Below are 19659 nucleotides of genomic sequence, written 5' to 3'. Positions count from 1 at the left end.
TTTTCGCGGTGCGAGGTGGCGGAGGTCCCTCGCTCACGAGCTCGCTGGGGTCTGTCGTTCGGGCCCGGAGTCTTTGTGCCCGGGTGACCCGGCGTTCCTGGAGTTGCCCGGTCGGGGAAACTCCAGGAACGGCCGGGAAGACCTCGGCAGAGACGGGCTGCGGTCAGGCGACGGGGGTCGTCCGGGCTGGCTGGGCTGCCTGTGTTGTCTATGCCGGCTGGGCTGCCTGGGGTGCCTCGGCTGCCTGGGCCCGGGCTTTCTCCAGGTTGGTCAGGACGGTGTCCAGGACCGGCTTGTAGGTGTCCGGGTCGGTGTCGGCCAGGGTGCTGACGATGGTGGCCACCTCTTCCAGGGAGCCCACCGCGGGCTGTAGCGCCCCGGCCCGGACCTGCAGGGTGGCCAGGTTGTTCAGGGCCACGGCGAGCGGCTCGCGGTACTGCTGCGGGTTCTGCGCGGCCAGCTGGCGCACGATCCGCGCGGCCTCGCCCATCGCAGCCAGGCCGCCCTCCTGGTCGCCGGTGCGGAAGCGGATGGTGGCCACCCCGCTGAGGGCCGTGGCGGTGGGGAGCATGGCCTGTTCCGGCACCACGGTCTGCAGCAGCGTGTAGATCTTCACCGCCTCGTCGACCGCCTTCAGCGCGGCCACGTCGTCGCCGGCGGCGGCGTACTGGTCCGACATCGCGGTCAGGGCCAGCCCTAGGTTGGGCATGCCGACCGCCTGGTCCTCCTCGGTCACCTGGCGCCACAGCTGGGTGGCCTCGGTGATCGCGGCCAGCGCGGCCTCGCCCGAGCCGGTGGCCGCCAGCACCAGGCTGCGGCTGTAGAGCGCGTTCGCCAGGGCGTTGCGGGAGGCGCTGTCGGGCGTGCCGTGCGCGCGGCGCAGGTTCACGGCCTCGTCGATGGCCGCCAGAGCGCCCTGTGTGTCACCCGTCTCGGCGAGCTCGGCGAAGCGCTCCTCCAGGGTTCTTGCCTGCTCGAGGTCCCGCTCACCCAAGGGTCCGGCTCCTTATCGTTCCAACGATCACAACCGATCACGGTAACGGGCAGGACCGGGCAAGTGCCAAAATCTCGACGCTGGGTGATCGGTGCCGACTCAGCGGTGCCCGGGATGCCGCCGGTGGGCCTGGAACACCCAGCTGCGCAACAGGGTGAAGCGCAGGGTGGTGGCGAGCAGGCTGGCCAGGACCAGGACGGTGACCTCGACCAGGTGGTGCGCGGTGCCGGTGGCGGAGTCCAGCAGGGTGAGCGAGCCGCTGGTCAGGGCCAGGGTGAGGGCGAAGACGGCGAGTCCCTGGAACTGGTGGCGCCACCAGCGGTGCGGGCCGTGCACGCCGAACGTCAGGCTGCGGTTGGCGGCGGTGTTGCCGATCGTGGTCACCAGCAGGGCCACCAGGTTCGCGGCCTGGGCGCCGAGCCCGTACCGCAACAGAGCGTACAGGATCACGTAGGCCACGGTGCTGACCAGGCCGACGGTGGCGAACCGGATGAGCTGCCCGGTCAGGCCCGGGGGCACGCCGTCCGGGTCGACGGTGCGGCCGGTGGGCGAGATGGTCGTCGTCGCCCCGGCCGCCGGGCTCCCGAAGGTGCCGATCGGCACCTGAGGCTCACCGGCGTCCTCAATCGGCTTGAGACCCAGTTCGGCCCGGATCCCGGCGAGGGGGAGCCGGCCGGTGGTGAGGGCCTTGCCCACCCGGACGACGCCGCGCAGGTCGGCCATCGCCGTGGCGACGATGTCGACGGAGGTGTCGGGGTCGTCCACCCAGTCGACCGGGACCTCGTGGATGCGCAGGCCGCTGCGCTCGGCCAGGACCAGCAGTTCGGTGTCGAAGAACCAGCCGGTGTCCTCCACCAGGGGCAGCAGGCGCTGGGCGACGTCGCCCCGGATCGCCTTGAAACCGCACTGGGCGTCGGAGAACCCGGCGGCCAGGGTGCCCCGCAGGATCAGGTTGTAGCAGCGTGAGATCAGTTCCCGGCGGGTGCCCCGGACCACCCGCGAGCCCCGGGCCAGCCGGCTGCCGATGGCGAGTTCCGAGTGCCCGGACAGCAGCGGGGCGACCAGGGGGAGCAGGGCGGTGAGGTCGGTGGAGAGGTCGACGTCCATGTAGGCCAGGACGACGGCGTCCGAGGCCGACCAGACCGCGCGCAGGGCCCGGCCGCGGCCCTTCTGCTCCAGGTGCACCACCTCGACCTCGGGGTAGCGGGCGGCGAGCTGGGAGGCGATCGCGAAAGTGCGGTCGACGCTGGCGTTGTCGGCGATGGTGATGCGGAACCGGTAGGGGAAGCTGCCGGACAGGTAGGCGTGCAGCCGTTCGACGCAGGGTCCGAGGCCGGCCTCCTCGTTGTAGACGGGCACGACGACGTCCAGGGCGGGCACAGGCAGTTGCCGGGAGTCGTGCGGTTGCCAGGAGTCGTCGCCCTGCCGGTGAGGGGAGTCGATCTGCTGGTCGAGGTGGCCGGTCTGGGAGGACGTGGGGATCGCCGTCATGGTGGCAACCCTGGCGGCCGTCGCTGGCACGTGGATGCACCTCGACTGAGGGTCTGCTGTGAGGGGTTCCGGGTCACTGCCGGTAGTCGTCCGCCGTTCGGGTGAACCCGCCGGACCGCCCCCGTAGGGCACTCGAACATGTGTTCGAGATCAGCTACCGTGGAGTCCGGGTCGGGGTCGTAATGTCGGTGATGTCGTAATTGGAGAAGGCCATGCCCAGCGTCCCTCGGATTCGTCGTGCCACGCCGCACGGTGCAGTCTTCCGTCGCGAACGCGGAGAGGGCCTGCCCGTCGTGGCCCTGATCCGCTGGCACCACGGGATCAACCGCACGGTCCCGGCCACCGCCACGGCCTGGACCCGGGACGCCGTGGAGATCACCTGGGAACCGGAGATCGGGGCCGGGCTGCGCACCGACTGGATCGCGGCCACCGACGTCACCCGCGAGATCGACCTGCCCGATCTGGCCGACGACGTGGTGCTGCCGCCGCACACCGTCTCCGGCGAGGTGAAGAAACGCTGGTGAGAAGGGCCTTTCCGGTGCGGTGACCGCTTTTGGGGACGCCCGTGGAGACGCTTCTGTCACGCGGCGGTAGCGCTGTGGTCGCGTTGTTGTCGCGCTGTGGGGACGCGATCGGAGACGTTCGGGCGCACAGTCGCGCAACGGGGCCTGGACCAGAGTGAAGCTCACCGATCGCCAACAGCTTTGGAGGCTTCACCCGATGTTCAGGCACACGCAGCAGACCCAGTACAACTGCACGCCCGACCAGCCGGACCCGCTGTACGCGATGAAGCTGCAGGAGCTGATCGGTGGCGCCTACGGCGAGCTGACGGTGGCCATGCAGTACCTGTTCCAGGGCTGGAACACCCGGATCCCGGGCAAGTACAAGGACCTGATCCTGGACACCGCGACCGAGGAGCTCGGTCACGTCGAGATGATCTCGATCATGATCGCCCGGTTGCTGGAAGGCGCTCCGGCGGAGCAGATCTCGGCGGCGGCCGCGGCCAACCCGGCGCTCGCCGCGGTGCTCGGCGGGCAGAACCCGCAGCACGCGATCGTGGGGGGCGGCGGGGCGCTGCCGGCCGACAGCGCCGGTTACCCCTGGAACGGCAAGTACATCGTGGCCAGCGGCAACCTGCTCGCCGACTTCCACGCCAACGCTGCCGCCGAGATGCAGGGCCGGCTGCAGACCGCCCGCCTCTACAACATGACCGAGGACAAGGGGGTGCGCGACATGCTCCGGTTCAACCTGGCCCGGGACACCGCGCACCAGAACCAGTGGCTGGCCGCGATCGAGCGGCTGAAGGAGGACGGGCTGGAGGACCTGCCGGTGCCGATCAAGTTCGGCCTGGACACCGAGTACACCGAGCACAGCTACGAGGTGTGGGGCCTGTCCGACGGCACCGAGGGCCCGGCCGCGCTGCCCGCGACCACCCCGGACGGCCGCAGCGAGTTCAACTACCTGCAGGACCCGCAGCCGCTGGGCCCGAACCCGGGCGTCCCCGCGGCCGACCCGCTGCTGTACGCCACCACCGGCGAAGGCAGCCGTGAGGTGGCCGGGGGCACGGCTCCCTCCACCGGGGGCGGCGGCCTGCTCGACAAGGCCAAGGAGGCGCTGACCGGGGCGGAGCCCGGTACTCACCCCAAGAGCAGCTGACATCCGGGCCAGGGCCCCGCCAGTGACTGGCGGGGCCCCACCGGCGTTTCCAGATCCCCGGAGGTCCGATGCTGATCCGCCCCGACCGTGATGCCGGCCCGCCGGTGCTCACGGCCGATCTCCACCCCAGTCTCTACGCCCCCCGGTCCGGGCTGGACCCGAGCCCGCACCACCCGGTCGTGGACCTGCGCACCGCCGAGCCCAAGCCGCCGCCGCGGGTGAAACTGCCCAGCAAGCGGATGCTTCCGCTGCTCGGCCCGGCGTTCGTCGCATCGATCGCCTACATCGACCCGGGGAACTTCGCCACCAACATCAGCGGCGGCGCGACCTTCGGCTACACCCTGATCTGGGTGGTCGTCCTGGCCAACGTGATGGCCATGCTGGTGCAGTACCTCTCGGCCAAGCTCGGCCTGGCCACCGGCCGCGACCTGGCCCAGCTGTGCGGGGAGCGCACCCGCGGCCCGGCCCGCTGGTTCCTCTGGGGCCAGGCCGAACTGGTGGCGATGGCCACCGACCTGGCCGAGTTCGTCGGGGCCGCGGTGGCCCTGCACCTGCTCTTCGGTATCGAGCCGCTGGCGGCCGGAGGGATCACCGCGGTGGTCTCGTTCGCCGTCCTGGCCCTGCGGCGCCGGGGCCGGCGCCCGTTCGAGATCGCGATCGTGGCCTTCCTGGCCGTGGTCGTGCTGGCCTTCGCCTACCAGGTGCTGCTGGCCGGGCCGGACGCCGGCGCCTTCACGGCCGGTCTGGTGCCGCGTCTCGAGGGCACCGAGAGCCTGCTGCTGGCCAGCGGGATCATCGGGGCGACGGTGATGCCGCACGCGGTGTACATCCACTCCTCGATGACCGCGCAACTGGGGCAGGAGAGGGCGGGAGAAAGTGGCCCCGGTCGTCTTCAGTTGCTGCGGGCCCAGCGTTTCGACGTGCTGACCGCGCTGGGGATCGCCGGTCTGGTCAATCTGTCGATGATGGTGGCCGCGGCGGCTCTGCTGCACGGCACCGGAACCGACATTGTCGGGCTGGAAGACGCGCACGCCGCGCTCGGGATCGTTGCCGGGGGTACGGCCGCGATGGTGTTCGCCGTCGCTCTGCTGTCTTCCGGGCTTTCTTCTGCGGCGGTGGGTACCTGCGCGGGCGATGTGGTGATGGCCGGATACCTTTCCCGCCGCATACCTTCGGCGCTGCGGCGGGCGATCACCATGCTGCCGGCGCTGTGGCTGCTGGGCAGTGGCACCGACACCGGCACCGCCTTGGTGCTCAGCCAGGTGGTGCTCTCGTTCGGTATCCCGTTCACGCTGGGGCCGCTGGTCTGGTTCACCGCCCGTCGGTCGGTGATGGGCGACTACGTCAACCGGACGCGCACCACCGTGTGCGCGTCGATGGTGATGGCGCTGATCGTGGCACTGAACGTGTGGCTGATCGTCTCGACCGTGGCCGGTGATGGCGGTCTGTAGGGCTTGTTCCGCCGAGGTGGGTTCCCGGGCGCCGGGGGCAGGGGAACCCACCTCTGAGGAACAGGCGGGCCGAGTACTGGTTCTGCGGGTCTGGCCGGAAGCCGGAGGCCCGCGGGCCCGGCTGGTCTCGGACGAACGCGTGGTGGTCGCCCAGGGGGTGCAGGCGATCTGTGCCGAGGTGGAGCGCTGGCTGACCGGACCCTAGTCTTCCGGGCGCTCCAGCAGGGGGCGGACCAGCTGGCGGATCTCGCCGGAGGGCGCGATCCCCAGCTCGGTGCGCAGCAGCGCCCGGTACTGGTGGTACTGCCGGAGCGCCTCGGCGGCGTTGCCCTCGGCCAGGTGGGCCTCGATAACCAGCCGATGAGCGCTCTCCCGCAACGGTTCTCCGGCCAGGGCGCGCAGTGCGGCCTGCAGGGCCTCACCGAAACGGCGCTGTTCCCGCAGCTGTTGGCTGCTGTGCTCGAGGGCGTGCAGACGGGACTGCCGGAACCGCTCGCGCTCCAGCAGCACCCAGTCCTCTTCCCAGAACGGCAGCAGATCGGCGTACCAGTTCTCCGGCGGCGGATCCCGCTGGGCGTCGGGGCTGGTGATCAGGTCCGAGGCCTCGTGCAGGTCGACCCGGACGTCTTCGGCGAGGGCGAGCCGGCCGCCGTTGCTGCGGACCAGTTGACGGCCGCCGGGCCGGGGCAGCCGGCTGATCGAGGCACGCAGATTGGCGGCGGCCCGAGCTCCCGGGCTCTCCGGCCAGAGGGTGCCGGCCAGGGTCGGTCTTCCCACCGAACCCCGGGTGATGGCCAGGAAGGCGAGCAGCTTCTGGCCGCACCGGCGCACCGGCAGGGCCTGTGAACCGGCGAGCACGTCGAAGTCGCCGATCAGACGCAACCGGATCGGGCCGGACCCGGCAACCGCGGCTGCGGAGGCAGAGGTGGGAAACATGTCATCCCGGATGTGTTGCGGGCTGAAGGGGCGACAGTTTGCACCCGCAACCGTTCTATCCCCCTGCGCCGGAGCGGCAACACGACACGTCCCCCGGCGCACGGGTCTAAGGTGTCGAGGGGGGTCGGGGATACTGCCACGGTGTCTGACAGCGTTTTGGAAGCACCGGATCCGTTCGCCTCCACCCAGCCCTGGGCCATGCAACTGGCCATACGTGATGAACGGGCCTCTCGCCCAACCCATCTGGCGGTCTGCGAGGCGGCTGCCCAAGCGGTGGTGAAGTTGCTGACCGACCCCCGCAGCGCGCCGGACGGGGAGTGGTATCCGCTGGTGCACCACTGGGCCTCGGGGCCGATCCGTAAGGTGGTTCGCCGGGGTAGGGGCATTCGCTTCACACAGGTGCAGGAGCTGGCCGGGGTAGAGGTCGAGCATGCGGGGGCTCAGGTGCGGGCGTTCGTGCCCGGGCCGGTCGACCAGGTGCCCGCGGCGCTGACCAAGATGCAGGTCGGCGGTACGGAGATGCCCGAGGAGGGGAAGTCGTCCGAACCCGTCGCCGGTGGCCTGACCATCGCGCTCACGGCGCTGACCCCGATGACGACGGGCAAGGCGGCGGCGCAGAGCGGGCACGCGGCCCAGTTGGCCTTGATGTCGATGGAGGACGAGGCCCGCTTGCGTTGGGAGGAGAGTGGCTGGGCGGTGCGGGTGGTCGCCCCGGGGGAGGCGGGCTGGGCCGAGGCGGTGCAGCGGGCCCGGGTGGCCGTGCACGACGGCGGTTTCACCGAGGTTGCTCCGGGGACCCAGACCGCGGTCGCCTGGTGGTGACCTTCAGTCCTTGTTGCGCACCTGGTCCATGCAGATGGTGGCGACGACGGCCAGGAAGCGTTCCAGCACCGGCAGTCCCGCGCCGAAGTCGATGCGGTAGCGGTGGGTGCTGCTGAAGAACCCGTTGCTGCTGCGGTGCGCGGTGGCCCGGACGAGCGATTCGTCGGCGCCGTCGACCACCGCGAAGTCGCTGCTGCCCCACGAGCCGCCGATCATGCGCAGCACCTGCCCGTTGCTGCCGAGTACCTGCAGCCGTGGCGAGCCGAAGGCGTTCTCCCGGCGGATCACGGCCAGTGAGGTGCCGGTCCGGCCGAACACCTCGTAGGTGCCGTTGTCGAGGAACGAGCCGGTGCGGGTGAGCTGGGCGCAGACCTGGCCGTGGGCGTCGTGCAGGACGTGCCGGTGGGTGGCCAGGTCGCCGAAGACCAGGCTGGCCGCCGAGTTGTCGGCGCCGAGCGCGGCGATCGGCGTGCCGTCGGTGCCGTGCACGTCGTAGCCGCCCTCGCCGAACATCGCCGCGTTCTCGACCACCTCGAGCTGGGGCCGGCTGCTGAGCCCGGCCTCCAGCTCGTCGGTGAAGTGCCCGACAGATCTATGGACGGGTGTGGGCGGCGGTTGGGTGCCTGGGCCGGGAGAACCCCAGGCCGGAACCGACGTGGGCGGGGGAGGAGCTGGTGTGCCCCACGGCCCGGCCGGCCCCGGCGGGGGTTCTGGTGTGCCCCATACCGGCTGATCCTGGTCCACCATGACCTGAGAGTACGGGACCGAACGGGAGGGTCCTCGGCCTCAGTGGCCGCGGGCCACCCAGGCGTCGTAGTCCTTGGCCTCGGCGCCGATCGAGGTGGAGTCGCCGTGCCCGGTGAGCACCTCGGTGGTCTCGGGCAGGGCCAGGAGCCGCGTCCGGATCGAGTCCAGGATCGTGGGGAAGCTGCTGAACGAGCGACCGGTCGCCCCCGGCCCACCGCAGAACAACGTGTCTCCGCTGAGCAGCTTCTCCAGCGCCGGCACGTACAGGCACACCGCGCCGGGGGAGTGCCCCGGCGTGTGCAGCACCTGCACCTCGGCGCCGGCCACGGTGAAGGTCTGGCCGTCGGCCAGGGCCTTCGGCTCGTAGCCGGGGTGCACCACGTCCCACAGCATCCGGTCTTCCGGGTGCAGGTGGACCGGGGCGCCGGAGGCCACCTCGAGAGCGGCGTTGATGTGGTCGTTGTGGCCGTGGGTGCAGACCACGCCCAGCAGCGAGCGCGAGCCGATCGCCTCGACCACCGGGGCGGCCTGGTGGGCCGCGTCGACCACCAGCACCTCGTCGTCGTCGCCGATCAGCCAGACGTTGTTGTCCACGTCGAAGTCCTGGCCGTCGAGCGAGAACACCCCGCTGGTGACGACCTTGTCGATGCGCAGCGGGCCGCTCACAGCACGACCACCGAGCGCAGCACCTCGCCGGTCTTCATCTTGGCGAACGAGGCCTCGACGTCGTCCAGGCCGATCGTCTCGGAGACGAACTTCTCCAGCGGCAGCCGGCCCTGCAGGTGCAGGTCGACCATGGTCGGGAAGTCGCGGCTGGGCAGGCAGTCGCCGTACCAGGACGACTTCAGCGAGCCGCCCCGGCCGAACACGTCGATCAGCGGGATCTCGAGCTGCATGCTCGGGTCCGGCACCCCGACCAGGACCACGGTGCCGGCCAGGTCGCGGGCGTAGAACGCGGTCTTCCAGGTCTCCGGCCGGCCGACCGCGTCGATCACCAGGTCGGCGCCGAAACCGCCGGTGAGCGCCTGCACGGCCTCGACCGGGTCGGACGCCTTGCTGTTGACCGTGTGGGTGGCGCCGAACTCGCGGGCCCACTCCAGCTTCCGGTCGTCCAGGTCGACGGCGATGATCGTCTTGGCGCCGGCCAGCCGGGCCCCGGCGATGGCCGCGTTGCCCACGCCGCCGCAGCCGATCACCGCGACGGTGTCGTCCCGGTTCACGTTGCCGGTGTTCAGCGCCGCGCCCAGGCCGGCCATCACACCGCAGCCGAGCAGGCCGGCCACCTCGGGCCGGACCGCCGGGTCGACCTTGGTGCACTGGCCGGCGGCGACCAGCGTCTTCTCGATGAACGCGCCGATGCCCAGGGCCGGGGAGAGCTCGGTGCCGTCTTCGAGCGTCATCTTCTGCTTGGCGTTGTGCGTGTTGAAGCACAGGTGCGGGCGGCCGCGCAGGCAGGCCCGGCACTGGCCGCAGACCGCGCGCCAGTTCAGGATGACGAAGTCGCCCGGGGCCACGTCGGTGACCCCCTCGCCGACGCTCTCCACGATCCCGGCGGCCTCGTGGCCCAGGAGGAACGGGTACTCGTCGTTGATGCCGCCCTCGCGGTAGTGCAGGTCGGTGTGGCAGACCCCGCAGGCCTGGACCTTCACCACGGCCTCGCCGGGGCCCGGGTCGGGGACGATGACCGTCTCGATCGACACCGGCGCGCCCTTCGCCAGTGACACAACTCCGCGCACCTGCTGCGACATACTCGTCCGGCCTCCTGTTTCCGTTCTGACTCTCCGGGCACACCGACCCTATGCGCTCCGGAGGGCGGGGCGGCAGAGGCGCCCCCGGGTCGTGCGCCGAGTTGCGCCCCCGGGATCCGAGCCACGGATGGCGGTCTCCGCCGGGCGCACCCCCTGAGTCTGCCGATCTCCGCTGATCGGTGGAGGGGGCGACCCTGGCGGCGAGGGACCGACTCGGGCACAATGATCGGCGACACGCGTCCGTGTGTGGACGGTGCCTGTGGCTCATGTCCTGAGTTGAGGTCGTTGGGGAAGACGAACCTCAAACCGGGTCGAGGAGGGCCAGATGTCGGGTGCCATCACGCGAGGCGTGCTGTTCGTGCATTCCGCGCCGAGCGCGTTGTGCCCACATGTGGAATGGGCAGCGGGCGGCGTGTTAGGGCTGCGTTTGTCGCTGGACTGGATCGAACAGCCGGCGGCACCAGGCCTGTTCCGGACAGAGCTGTCCTGGCAGGCACCGCAGGGGATGGGCGCGCGGCTGACGTCTGCCCTGCGCGGCTGGGCCCATCTGAGGTTCGAGGTGACCGAGGAGGCCAGTCCGGGAGTCGACGGGGGCCGGTGGAGCCACACCCCCGAGCTGGGGATCTTCCACGCCGTGACCGACGTGCACGGCAACGTGATGATCCCCGAGGACCGGATCCGCGCCGCCATGGAGATCGGTCACGCCGATCCCCTGCTGATGCAGCGCGAGCTGGACCTGGCCCTGGGCCGGGCCTGGGACGACGAGCTGGAACCGTTCCGGTACGCCGGTGACGGAGCCCCGGTGCGCTGGCTGCACCGGGTCGGCTAGGACGTCGGTCAGAACGTGTTCTAGACAAGAACTTCAGGCAAACGCGTAGGGCCGGTCCCCACCCGGGGGGACCGGCCCTACGTCGTGTGCGGCCCGCTCCTAGGCGGAGCGGAACACCAGGCCGACGTTGTGCCCGCCGAAACCGAACGCGTTGTTCACCGCGGCCCGGTCGCCGTCGGGCAGCTTGCGCGGATCCTTGTTCACCACGTCCAGGGTGATCTTCGGGTCCTGGCTGTCCAGGTTGATGGTCGGCGGGGCGATGCCCTCCCGCACGGCCAGCACGGTGAAGATCGCCTCCAGCGCCCCGGCCGCGCCGAGCAGGTGCCCGGTCATCGACTTGGTCGCCGAGACCGCCACGCCGTCGGTCGCCTCGCCCAGCGCCAGGCGGATGGCCTGGGCCTCGGCGATGTCCCCGACGCCGGTGGAGGTGGCGTGGGCGTTCAGGTGCACGATGTCCGAGGCGGCCAGGTCACCGTCGGCCAGCGCCGCCCGCATGGCCCGGGCCGCGCCCTGGCCCTCCGGGTGCGGGGCCGACATGTGGTAGCCGTCGGAGGTGACGCCGACGCCGGCCAGCACCGCGTGGATCGTGGCGCCGCGGGCCTTGGCGTGAGCCATCGACTCCAGCACCACCGCGCCGGAACCCTCACCCATGACGAAGCCGTTGCGGTCGACGTCGTAGGGGCGGGAGGCCCGCTCCATGTCGTCGTTCCACTTCGACAGCGCCTGCATGGCGGCGAAGGCCCCGATGGTCACCGGGTGGATGCACCCCTCGGTGCCCCCGGCCACCACCACGTCGGCCAGACCGCGGCGGATCAGGTCGGCGCCCTGGGCGATCGCCTCGGCGCCGGACGCGCAGGCTGACACCGGGGTGTGCACCCCGGCGCGGGCCTGCAGGTCGAGACCGACCGCGGCGGCCGGGCCGTTGGGCATGAGCATGGGCACGGTCATCGGGAGCATCCGACGCGCGCCCTTCTCGTTCAGCGTGTCGTACGCGTTGAGCACGGTGTGCAGGCCGCCGATGCCGGAGGCCATGCACACCGCCAGACGCTCCTTCTCGACCTCGGGGGCGCCGGCGTGGGCCCACGCCTCCCGGGTCGAGATCATCGCGTACTGACCGCTCGGGTCGAGCCTGCGGATCTCCTGCGGGGTGAGGACCTCCGAGGCCGGCTGGGCCAGGCTGCAGGCGAACGAGACCGGAAGCGTGGGATACCGCTCGATCCAGTGCGCCTCAAGCGGGCGGGCGCCGGAGCGACCCGCGAGCAACGCCTCCCAGGTGCTCTGTACGTCGCCGCCGAGCGGGCTGGTGGCACCCAGCCCGGTGACGGCGATCTGCCTGTCGTCTGAACCCGGCATAAGAGTCAGGCCTTCGCCGACTCGGCGTTGCTGATGTAGGAGACGGCGTCCTGGACGGTCTTCAGGCCGCCCACGGCCTCGTCCGGGATCTCCACGTCGAACTTGTCCTGCGCGTTGACGACGATGGTCATCATCGACAGCGAGTCGATGTCCAGGTCGTCGGTGAAGGACTTGTCCAGCTGCACGTCGCCGGCCGGGATGCCGGTCTCCTCAGCGACGAGCTCGGCGAGTCCGGCGAGGATCTCGTCCTGGGTGTGCGCCATGGTTGTTCTCCAATTCGTTGGTGTGATGGTGCAGTCCGTGGGATACGGAGCGCTCCGCCCGGCCAGGGGGACCGGGTGGGCAGATTTTCAGGGCAGCTCGACGACCTGGGCCGAGTAGCTGAGGCCGGCTCCGAAGCCGATCAGGAGCGCGAGCCCTCCGGAGGGTACCTGGCCCTCGGCGATGATGCGGTCCAGAGCCAGCGGGATGCTCGCGCCGGTGGTGTTGCCGCTGTCGATCACGTCGCGGGCGACCACCACGTGGTCGGGCACCTTGAGCTGCTTGGCCATCTGGTCGATGATCCGGATGTTGGCCTGGTGCGGGACGAAGGCGGCCAGGTCGGCCACGTCGACCTCGGCGGCCTCCAGCGCCTTGCGGGCCACGTCGGCCATCTGCCAGACCGCCCAGCGGAAGATCTTCGGGCCCATCATGGTCAGCGTCGGCCAGTCGGGCTGCCCGCCGGCCGCGATGCCGTCGCGGTACTCCGTCCAGGAAGCGGTCTGGTACAGCGCCTCCCACTGGTCGGCGTCGCCGCCCCAGACGGTGGGACCGATGCCGGGGGTGTCGCTCGGGCCGATGACGGCCGCTCCGGCGCCGTCCCCGAAGATCATCGCGCTGCCGCGGTCGCGCGGGTCGACCACGTCGGTCATCCGGTCGACCCCGACCAGCAGGACGTTACGGGCGGTACCGCCGCGGACCAGGTCGTTGGCCACCGCCACCCCGTGGGTGAAGCCGGCGCACGCGGTGGACAGGTCGAACGTGGCGGCCGGGCCGGCGCCGATCCGGGCGGCGGTCAGGGCGGCGGCCGACGGCATCGAGACCATGTGGGTGCTGGTGGCGACCAGGACCGCGTCGATCTCGGCGGGGGTCAGCCCGGCCCGCTCGATCGCCTGCTCGGCCGCCGGGACGGCCAGGTCGACGACGGTCTCGCCGGGGGCGGCGAAGCGCCGGGTGACGATGCCGGTGCGCTCCCGGATCCACTGGTCCGAGGAGTCGAGCACCTCGCAGATCTCTTCGTTGGTGACGATCCGGTCGGGCCGGCGGGCACCGGTGGACAGGATCCGCGCGAACTCGGGCCCGCGCCGGCTGCCGATGCGGCTCATGACTCCTCGCTCAGCAGTGACCGGGCCGGCTCGGCGTGCTTCTCGATCAGCTCGCGGGCGGCGGGCAGGTCGTCCGGCGTCTTCAGCGAGACCAGCTCGACCCCGGGCAGGGCGCGCTTGGCGATCCCGGTCAGGGTGCCGGCCGGCGGCAGCTCGAGCAGGCCGGTCACACCGAGCTCGCGGAACGTCTCCAGGCACAGGTCCCAGCGCACCGGGCGGCTGATCTGGTGGACGATCCGCTGCAGCACCTCGCGGCCGTCGTCGACCACGGCGCCGTCGGCGTTGGAGACTAGGCGCACCCGGGCGTCGTGGGTGCTGATCGCGCGGGCGTAGCCCTCGAGCACCTGCACGGCCGGGGCCATGTGCTCGGTGTGGAACGCACCGGCCACCTTCAGCGGACGGACCCGGGCCTTGGCCGGCGGTTCGGCCTTCAGCCGCTCCAGGTCTTCCAGCGTGCCGGCGGCGACCACCTGGCCGGCCATGTTCATGTTCGCCGGGGTCAGGTTCAGGCGCTCCAGCGTCGCCAGGACCTCGTCCGGGTCGCCGCCCAGCAGGGCGCTCATCCCGGTCGGGGTGGCCGCGGCGGCCTGGGCCATCGCCCGGCCGCGCACCCGGACCAGCACCATCGCCTGCTCGGCGGTGATCACACCGGCCGCGGCGGCCGCAGTGATCTCGCCGACCGAGTGACCGGCGCCCACCCCGATCCGGCGGTAGGCGTCGGCCGGCCGGGGGAACAGGGAGAGCAGGGAGACCAGCCCGGCCGCGACGATCAGCGGCTGCGCGACGGCGGTGTCCTGGATGGTCTCGGCGTCCGAGGTGGTGCCGTGCGCCACCAGGTCGATGTCGGCCACGGCGGACAGCCAGTTCATCCGGTCCGCGGCCGCGGGGTCCTCCAGCCAGGGCTGGAGGAAGCCAGGAGTCTGGGAGCCCTGTCCGGGCGCAACGATGACGAGCACGGACTCAACGATGCGCCGGGCGGGGGAATCCCGGACGGCGTGGAGGGTACGAAGCTTTCCCCATCCCTTTGTGAGGTTCCTACAAAGAGCCTAGGGACGATTTCTGGTCACGTCTGTGGATCACTGACCCGACCTGCGATGATGGCTATGCGTAACACAAAGGCTCCGCGTGCGTCAGTAGGGTCCCACCTAGTGATGTCACTCACTCGACGCAATCGGTAGCGAACCGTGTTCGGGTGCACGAACAGCGCCCGGGCCGCGCCCTCCAGCGATCCGCCGAGCTCCACGTAGGTCCAGACCGTCTCCAGCAGGTGCGCCGCGCCCTCGGTGAGCGGCCGGTAGGCCTGCTCGATCAGGGTGCGCCGGGCCTCGGCGTCGCCGGTGAGCAGCCGCTCGGGCAGCAGGTCCTCGCTCTGCACCGGCCGCGGCGCCCCGGGCCAGGCCCGGGCCGAGCTCAGGCCGGAGATCGCCGCCCGGGCCGACTCCGAGGCGGCCATCAGCCCGTTCACGGCCGGGCCGACCACCACCGGGCCGGGCCCGAAGAACTGGACCAGGTCGCCGACCAGGGCGCCCGGGTCGTCGGCGTGGCCGAGGATGGCCACCAGCCGCTCGCCCTGGACCCCGATCAGCAGGTCGCCGCCCGCGCCCCGGGTGCTGCGGCGCAGGCCCTCCAGGCTCTCCTCCACCGGAGCCGGCGGGGCCGCACCGGCGACCACCAGCACCTTGGTGGACGCCCCCCAGTTCAGCGCGGCCGCCCGGGACCGCAGGTCCTCGCTCTCGGCGCCGCGCAGCACCGCGTCGACGACCAGGGCCTCCAGCCGGGCGTCCCACGAGCCGCGGGACTCGGCCGCCCGGGCGTAGATCTCCGCGGCGGCGAAGGCGACGTCGCGGGAGTACCGCAGGACGGCCTCGCGCAGGTGCTGTTCGGCGCCGGGCCCGGCGATCGAGGGCACCTGCTCCTCGATCGAGTCGACCACGGTGCGCACCATCTCCAGGGCGCGCTGCAGCGAGATCGAGCGGGTCAGCTCGCGCGGGGCGGTGCCGAACACGTCGGCGGTGATCGCGACCTTGCCGGTCGGCTCCTGGTACCAGGCGATGAAGGCGGAGATCGCGGCGTGCGCGATCAGCCCGACCCAGGAGCGGTCCTGGGCGCTCATCGCCCGGTACCAGGGCAGTGCCTCTTCCATCCGGCGGACGGCCTCACCGGCGAGGGTGCCCCGGGCCGCCCTCAGATTGGCGACGGTTGCCTCGTCCGCGGTGACCACGTTCCGAGGTTAGGGCACCTGATCGCCGTGGGGGCGCGGTGGACCGCCGCGGTCGCCGAGGGCGGGGCCTACCCGTTAGGGTCGAGATGGTCTTACGTCACACTGCCGTCACCTGACAGGCGGGTATCACGGGTGGGACGGCCAGGATCGATTCTGCACGGAAGGCAGCACGAAATACAGCCAGCACGTAAGACACACGTAGCACCAGGACTGCACCGCAGGTTGCCGAAAGGGGCGATATGTCAGCGCTGGACCGGCTGAAGCAGCGCTCGGCGGACGACACCGTCGCAGGTGGCGGCGACCGCATCGAGACGCTGGCCGCGCACTCCGTGGAAACCCCCGTCGAGCTCGGGGGCGGCGATCTGCACGCCACCGACGAGGACCGCAGCGAGGAGGAGTCACTGCGGGCCCGGCTGGGTGAGGACCCCAACGACGTGGTGGCCTTCGACCGGCTCGCCGAGATCGTCCGGGCGATGGGCGCCGAGAGCCACGAGGGCGGCGACCCGCAGCGGGCCGCCCAGGACTCGGTGTGGGCGCTGGCCGAGGAGGTCGCCCAGAACAACCGGGCCTGGTACCCGCTGATCCAGCTGGCCCGGCTGTCCATCGACGACGACCGGGAGATGGCGCTGCGCCGGCTGAGCACCGCGGCCGACCGCGACCACACCGGGGACGCGCTGGCCCAGGGGCTGCAGATGCTGCGCGAGGCCGGGCACGCGAACGACGCCCTGAACCTCGGGGTGGGGCACTGGCGGCCGAAGGAGCACGTGCTCCCGGCCGGCCGGGAACTCGTCCTGGCGGCGATCGAGGCCGAACGGCTGAGCGAGGCCCGGCGGCACCTGGCCGCACTGGCCGAGCACCCGGACCAGAACGCCGTGCAGGCGCTGCGCCAGGAGATCGGCGACCGGCTGGGCCCGCCCACCGGGTCGATCCCGATGGGCGGCGCGAACGGTATCTCCACGATGTTCTGAGCAGCACTTCTCAGCAGCACTTCTCAGCAGCACTTCTCAGCAGCACTTCTCAGCAGCACCACGAAGGGGCCGTCGGAGGGACTCCTCCGACGGCCCCTTCGTCGTGTCCCCTCGCCACCACGGAAGCCGACGCTCCGCGCCCTGGTGAGGCGGACATCCGTCCTCAAACAAAAACCGCAGAAGCCGAGGGGCCGCCGGGAAGTCTCCCCGACGGCCCCTCGCCTCTGCCCTGACTGCTAGGCGTCGCCGCCCGCGGTGCCGGTGGTACCGGCGCGCACGTTCAGCAGGTCGTACTTGTCGATCGCCTTCTGCGGCACGTCGGCGGCGACCTCACCGCGGCCGGCCAGCATCTCCAGCACCCGCACGACCACCGACGGGCTGTCGATGCCGAAGTAGCGCCGGGCCGCCGGGCGGGTGTCCGAGATGCCGTAGCCCTCGGCGCCGAGGGAGACGAACTCCTGCGGCACCCACTGGCGGATCTGGTCGGGGACCGCGCGCATGTAGTCGCTGACCGCGACCACCGGACCCTGGGCGCTCTCCAGCCGCTGCGTCACGAACGGCTTGCGGGCCGGCTCGGACGGGTGCTTGAACGCGTGCTCCTCGACCGCGAGGGCGTCGCGGCGCAGCTCGGTCCAGCTGGTGACGCTCCACACGTCGGCGGACACGCCCCAGTCCTCGGCCAGGAGCCGCTGGGCCTCCAGGGCCCACGGCACCGAGACCCCCGAGGCCAGGATCTGGGCCTTCGGCCCGGACGCCTGCTCGGACGTGCGCAGCTTGTAGATGCCCTTGAGGATGCCCTCGACGTCGACGTCCGCGGGGGCCGGCGGCTGCACGATCGGCTCGTTGTAGACGGTCAGGTAGTAGAAGATGTCCTCCGGCGACTCGCCGTACATCCTCCGCAGGCCGTCCTTCATGATCTGGCCGATCTCGTACCCGTAGGCCGGGTCGTAGATCACCGCCGCCGGGTTGGTCGAGGCCAGCAGCGGCGAGTGCCCGTCGGCGTGCTGCAGGCCCTCACCGGTGAGCGTGGTGCGCCCGGCCGTGGCGCCGATCAGGAAGCCCCGGGCCATCTGGTCCATCGCCGCCCACAGGCTGTCGCCGGTGCGCTGGAAGCCGAACATCGAGTAGAAGACGTAGACCGGGATCATCGGCTCGCCGTGCGTGGCGTACGACGTGCCGGCCGCCTGGAACGCCCCGACCGAGCCGGCCTCGTTGATGCCGACGTGCAGGATCTGGCCCTTGACCGACTCGGTGTAGGCGAGCATCAGCTCACGGTCGACCGAGGTGTACTGCTGGCCGTGCGGGTTGTAGATCTTCGCGGTCGGGAAGAACGAGTCCATCCCGAAGGTGCGCGCCTCGTCCGGGATGATCGGCACCACGCGGTGGCCGAAGTCCTTGTCGCGCATCAGGTCGCGCAGGATCCGGACGAACGCCATGGTGGTGGCGACCTGCTGCTTGCCCGAGCCCTTGTTGGCGCCCGCGTAGGCCTTGTCGTCCGGCAGCTTCAGGGTGCCCGCGCTGTGCCGGCGCTGCGGCACCGCGCCACCGAGCTTGCGGCGACGGTCCTTGATGTACTGCAGGGTCTCGTCGTCCTCGCCCGGGTGGTAGTAGGGCGGGAGGTACTTGTCGGCCTCGAGCTGGGCGTCGCTGATCGGGATGCGCAGGCCGTCGCGGAACGCCTTGAGGTCGTCCAGCGTGAGCTTCTTCATCTGGTGGGTCGCGTTACGGCCGGCGAAGTGCGTGCCCAGGCCGTAGCCCTTGATCGTCTTGGCCAGGATCACCGTGGGCTGGCCGTTGTGCTCGACCGCGGCGCGGTAGGCGGCGTAGACCTTGCGGTAGTCGTGACCACCGCGCTTGAGGTTCCACCAGATGTCGTCGTCGGACAGCTTCTCGACCAGCTTCAGCGTGCGCGGGTCGCGCCCGAAGAAGTGCTCGCGGATGTAGGCGCCGTCTTCTGCGCGGAAGGTCTGGTAGTCACCGTCGGGGGTGATGTTCATCAGGTTGACCAGGGCGTTGTCCCGGTCGGCGGCCAGCAGCGGGTCCCAGTCGCGACCCCAGACCACCTTGATGACGTTCCAGCCGGCGCCGCGGAACTGCGCCTCCAGCTCCTGGATGATCTTGCCGTTGCCGCGGACCGGGCCGTCGAGGCGCTGCAGGTTGCAGTTCACCACGAAGGTCAGGTTGTCGAGCTCCTCCTGGGCGGCGACCTGGAGGAAGCCGCGGCTCTCGGGCTCGTCCATCTCGCCGTCGCCGAGGAACGCCCAGACGTGCTGCTGGGAGGTGTCCTTGATGCCGCGGTTGTGCAGGTACTTGTTGAAGGAGGCCTGGTAGACCGCGTTCATCGGGCCGAGGCCCATCGAGACGGTCGGGAACTCCCAGAAGTCCGGCATCAGCCGGGGGTGCGGGTACGAGGACAGCCCGCCGGCCGGGTGCGAGCGCTCCTGCCGGAAGCCGTCGAGCTGGTCGGCGGAGAGCCGGCCCTCCAGGAAGGCGCGGGCGTAGACGCCGGGGGAGGCGTGGCCCTGGAAGAAGATCTGGTCACCGCCGCCCGGGTGGTCCTTGCCCCGGAAGAAGTGGTTGAAGCCCACTTCGTAGAGCGAGGCCGAGGAGGCGTAGGAGGAGATGTGACCGCCGACACCGATGTCCGGGCGCTGGGCGCGGTGCACCATGACCGCGGCGTTCCAGCGGATCCAGCGGCGGGCGGTGCGCTCGGCCTCTTCGTCACCCGGGAACCAGGGCTCGGCCTCCGGCGGGATGGTGTTGACGTAGTCGGTGGCCGTGAGACTCGGCACACCGACGCCCCGCTCACGGGCCCGCTGCAGCAACGACTGCATCAGGTACCGGGCGCGCTGGCGGCCCTGGCCGTCGATGGCCGCGTCGAGAGACGCGATCCACTCGGCCGTCTCCTCAGGATCGATGTCGGGCAGCCGGCTCGGCAGCCCGTTCAGGATCGGGCCTGATGATTCTCGTCCGACCACGACGTCCCTCCTGGATTTAGGACAACGATTGTGAAAACACGCCGAATCGGCCGGATCGCGACCGGTTCGGGCCTCTATCTTGGCTGACGGGCTGTCCGGGC

The 19659-nt window shown here is 71.2% G+C and carries 18 protein-coding genes and 1 pseudogene; 7 read left to right on the top strand and 12 right to left on the bottom strand.

Annotated features, from left to right (window positions below):
• Positions 1 to 208: 208 nt before the first annotated feature.
• Both QSK18_RS28495 and QSK18_RS28490 read right to left on the bottom strand, forming a co-directional pair.
• The gene (locus QSK18_RS28495) at positions 209 to 994 is read right to left on the bottom strand and encodes a hypothetical protein (protein WP_232813451.1); all 786 of its coding nucleotides are present in this window, start codon (positions 992 to 994) and stop codon (positions 209 to 211) included.
• Positions 995 to 1093: 99 nt separating this feature from the next.
• Positions 1094 to 2485: a bifunctional glycosyltransferase family 2/GtrA family protein gene (locus QSK18_RS28490; protein WP_285625329.1), complete on the bottom strand. Its 1392-nt coding sequence runs from the start codon at positions 2483 to 2485 to the stop codon at positions 1094 to 1096.
• 212 nt (positions 2486 to 2697) lie between these two features.
• Between QSK18_RS28490 and QSK18_RS28485 the strand changes: the two genes are divergently transcribed.
• From QSK18_RS28485 to QSK18_RS28470, 4 genes are all read left to right on the top strand, one after another.
• On the top strand, positions 2698 to 3009 hold the full coding sequence (locus tag QSK18_RS28485) for a hypothetical protein (protein ID WP_232813449.1): 312 nt from the start codon (positions 2698 to 2700) through the stop codon (positions 3007 to 3009).
• Between the two features lie 196 nt (positions 3010 to 3205).
• Positions 3206 to 4141, top strand: coding sequence for a manganese catalase (locus QSK18_RS28480; RefSeq protein ID WP_285625326.1), 936 nt, complete (start codon positions 3206 to 3208; stop codon positions 4139 to 4141).
• 68 nt (positions 4142 to 4209) lie between these two features.
• Entirely contained in the window at positions 4210 to 5592 is a 1383-nt protein-coding gene (locus QSK18_RS28475; protein ID WP_285625323.1) for an Nramp family divalent metal transporter, read from the top strand.
• A complete protein-coding gene (locus QSK18_RS28470; RefSeq protein WP_232813446.1) occupies positions 5579 to 5797 on the top strand; it encodes a hypothetical protein in 219 nt (72 codons plus the stop codon). The genes QSK18_RS28475 and QSK18_RS28470 overlap by 14 nt, the downstream gene beginning before the upstream one ends.
• On the opposite strand, the gene QSK18_RS28465 is transcribed toward QSK18_RS28470, so the two are convergent.
• The gene (locus tag QSK18_RS28465) at positions 5794 to 6528 is read right to left on the bottom strand and encodes an AfsR/SARP family transcriptional regulator (RefSeq protein ID WP_285625318.1); all 735 of its coding nucleotides are present in this window, start codon (positions 6526 to 6528) and stop codon (positions 5794 to 5796) included. The genes QSK18_RS28470 and QSK18_RS28465 overlap by 4 nt on opposite strands.
• Positions 6529 to 6669: 141 nt before the next feature.
• On the opposite strand from QSK18_RS28465, the gene QSK18_RS28460 reads away from it, so the two are divergent.
• Complete coding sequence (locus QSK18_RS28460; protein ID WP_285625315.1) at positions 6670 to 7350, top strand: aminoacyl-tRNA hydrolase; 681 nt, start codon at positions 6670 to 6672, stop codon at positions 7348 to 7350.
• Positions 7351 to 7353: 3 nt separating this feature from the next.
• Here QSK18_RS28460 and QSK18_RS28455 read toward each other — a convergent pair whose 3' ends face one another.
• The 3 genes from QSK18_RS28455 to QSK18_RS28445 all read right to left on the bottom strand — a co-directional run bounded on the left by QSK18_RS28455 (position 7354) and on the right by QSK18_RS28445 (position 9845).
• Complete coding sequence (locus QSK18_RS28455) at positions 7354 to 7881, bottom strand: LURP-one-related family protein (RefSeq protein ID WP_285625312.1); 528 nt, start codon at positions 7879 to 7881, stop codon at positions 7354 to 7356.
• Between the two features lie 255 nt (positions 7882 to 8136).
• A complete protein-coding gene (locus tag QSK18_RS28450) occupies positions 8137 to 8763 on the bottom strand; it encodes an MBL fold metallo-hydrolase (RefSeq protein ID WP_232813442.1) in 627 nt (208 codons plus the stop codon).
• On the bottom strand, positions 8760 to 9845 hold the full coding sequence (locus tag QSK18_RS28445) for an S-(hydroxymethyl)mycothiol dehydrogenase (RefSeq protein WP_269810793.1): 1086 nt from the start codon (positions 9843 to 9845) through the stop codon (positions 8760 to 8762). Before QSK18_RS28445 ends, QSK18_RS28450 begins: the two co-directional genes overlap by 4 nt.
• Positions 9846 to 10170: 325 nt before the next feature.
• Here QSK18_RS28445 and QSK18_RS28440 point away from each other — a divergent pair, with 325 nt between their 5' ends.
• Positions 10171 to 10674 (top strand): DUF3145 domain-containing protein, encoded by a 504-nt coding sequence (locus QSK18_RS28440; RefSeq protein ID WP_232813440.1) that lies wholly within the window; start codon positions 10171 to 10173, stop codon positions 10672 to 10674.
• Between the two features lie 99 nt (positions 10675 to 10773).
• On the opposite strand, the gene QSK18_RS28435 is transcribed toward QSK18_RS28440, so the two are convergent.
• From QSK18_RS28435 to QSK18_RS28415, 5 genes and pseudogenes are all read right to left on the bottom strand, one after another.
• The gene (locus QSK18_RS28435) at positions 10774 to 12027 is read right to left on the bottom strand and encodes a beta-ketoacyl-[acyl-carrier-protein] synthase family protein (protein ID WP_232813439.1); all 1254 of its coding nucleotides are present in this window, start codon (positions 12025 to 12027) and stop codon (positions 10774 to 10776) included.
• A gap of 5 nt (positions 12028 to 12032) precedes the next feature.
• Positions 12033 to 12290, bottom strand: coding sequence for an acyl carrier protein (locus tag QSK18_RS28430; protein WP_232813438.1), 258 nt, complete (start codon positions 12288 to 12290; stop codon positions 12033 to 12035).
• Positions 12291 to 12377: 87 nt separating this feature from the next.
• On the bottom strand, positions 12378 to 13391 hold the full coding sequence (locus QSK18_RS28425) for a beta-ketoacyl-ACP synthase III (protein WP_232813437.1): 1014 nt from the start codon (positions 13389 to 13391) through the stop codon (positions 12378 to 12380).
• Positions 13392 to 13420: 29 nt separating this feature from the next.
• Positions 13421 to 14347 (bottom strand): annotated as a pseudogene (locus QSK18_RS28420) (ACP S-malonyltransferase); the annotation flags it as partial.
• A 107-nt stretch (positions 14348 to 14454) separates the two neighbouring features.
• Entirely contained in the window at positions 14455 to 15612 is a 1158-nt protein-coding gene (locus QSK18_RS28415) for a PucR family transcriptional regulator (protein ID WP_232813435.1), read from the bottom strand.
• A 239-nt stretch (positions 15613 to 15851) separates the two neighbouring features.
• Between QSK18_RS28415 and QSK18_RS28410 the strand changes: the two genes are divergently transcribed.
• Entirely contained in the window at positions 15852 to 16580 is a 729-nt protein-coding gene (locus QSK18_RS28410) for a hypothetical protein (RefSeq protein WP_232813434.1), read from the top strand.
• A 236-nt stretch (positions 16581 to 16816) separates the two neighbouring features.
• On the opposite strand, the gene aceE is transcribed toward QSK18_RS28410, so the two are convergent.
• The gene (aceE, locus tag QSK18_RS28405; RefSeq protein WP_352396666.1) at positions 16817 to 19558 is read right to left on the bottom strand and encodes a pyruvate dehydrogenase (acetyl-transferring), homodimeric type; all 2742 of its coding nucleotides are present in this window, start codon (positions 19556 to 19558) and stop codon (positions 16817 to 16819) included.
• Between the last annotated feature and the right edge of the window lie 101 nt (positions 19559 to 19659).

Source organism: Kineosporia sp. NBRC 101677 (assembly GCF_030269265.1).
In the GTDB taxonomy this organism is placed as follows: Bacteria; Actinomycetota; Actinomycetes; order Actinomycetales; family Kineosporiaceae; genus Kineosporia; species Kineosporia rhizophila.
The sequence above is the reverse complement of the archived record's forward strand: the minus strand, read 5'-3'. Positions and strand labels throughout refer to the sequence as shown.

What these genes read in the sequence shown, in the direction of transcription:
- QSK18_RS28490 (WP_285625329.1), bottom strand. Translation starts at nt 2,485, where the DNA reads ATGACGGCGATCCCCACGTCCTCCCAGACCGGCCACCTCGACCAGCAG.
- QSK18_RS28485 (WP_232813449.1), top strand. Translation starts at nt 2,698, where the DNA reads ATGCCCAGCGTCCCTCGGATTCGTCGTGCCACGCCGCACGGTGCAGTC.
- QSK18_RS28480 (WP_285625326.1), top strand. Translation starts at nt 3,206, where the DNA reads ATGTTCAGGCACACGCAGCAGACCCAGTACAACTGCACGCCCGACCAG.
- QSK18_RS28475 (WP_285625323.1), top strand. Translation starts at nt 4,210, where the DNA reads ATGCTGATCCGCCCCGACCGTGATGCCGGCCCGCCGGTGCTCACGGCC.
- QSK18_RS28470 (WP_232813446.1), top strand. Translation starts at nt 5,579, where the DNA reads ATGGCGGTCTGTAGGGCTTGTTCCGCCGAGGTGGGTTCCCGGGCGCCG.
- QSK18_RS28465 (WP_285625318.1), bottom strand. Translation starts at nt 6,528, where the DNA reads ATGTTTCCCACCTCTGCCTCCGCAGCCGCGGTTGCCGGGTCCGGCCCG.
- QSK18_RS28445 (WP_269810793.1), bottom strand. Translation starts at nt 9,845, where the DNA reads ATGTCGCAGCAGGTGCGCGGAGTTGTGTCACTGGCGAAGGGCGCGCCG.
- QSK18_RS28440 (WP_232813440.1), top strand. Translation starts at nt 10,171, where the DNA reads ATGTCGGGTGCCATCACGCGAGGCGTGCTGTTCGTGCATTCCGCGCCG.
- QSK18_RS28435 (WP_232813439.1), bottom strand. Translation starts at nt 12,027, where the DNA reads ATGCCGGGTTCAGACGACAGGCAGATCGCCGTCACCGGGCTGGGTGCC.
- QSK18_RS28430 (WP_232813438.1), bottom strand. Translation starts at nt 12,290, where the DNA reads ATGGCGCACACCCAGGACGAGATCCTCGCCGGACTCGCCGAGCTCGTC.
- QSK18_RS28425 (WP_232813437.1), bottom strand. Translation starts at nt 13,391, where the DNA reads ATGAGCCGCATCGGCAGCCGGCGCGGGCCCGAGTTCGCGCGGATCCTG.
- QSK18_RS28410 (WP_232813434.1), top strand. Translation starts at nt 15,852, where the DNA reads ATGTCAGCGCTGGACCGGCTGAAGCAGCGCTCGGCGGACGACACCGTC.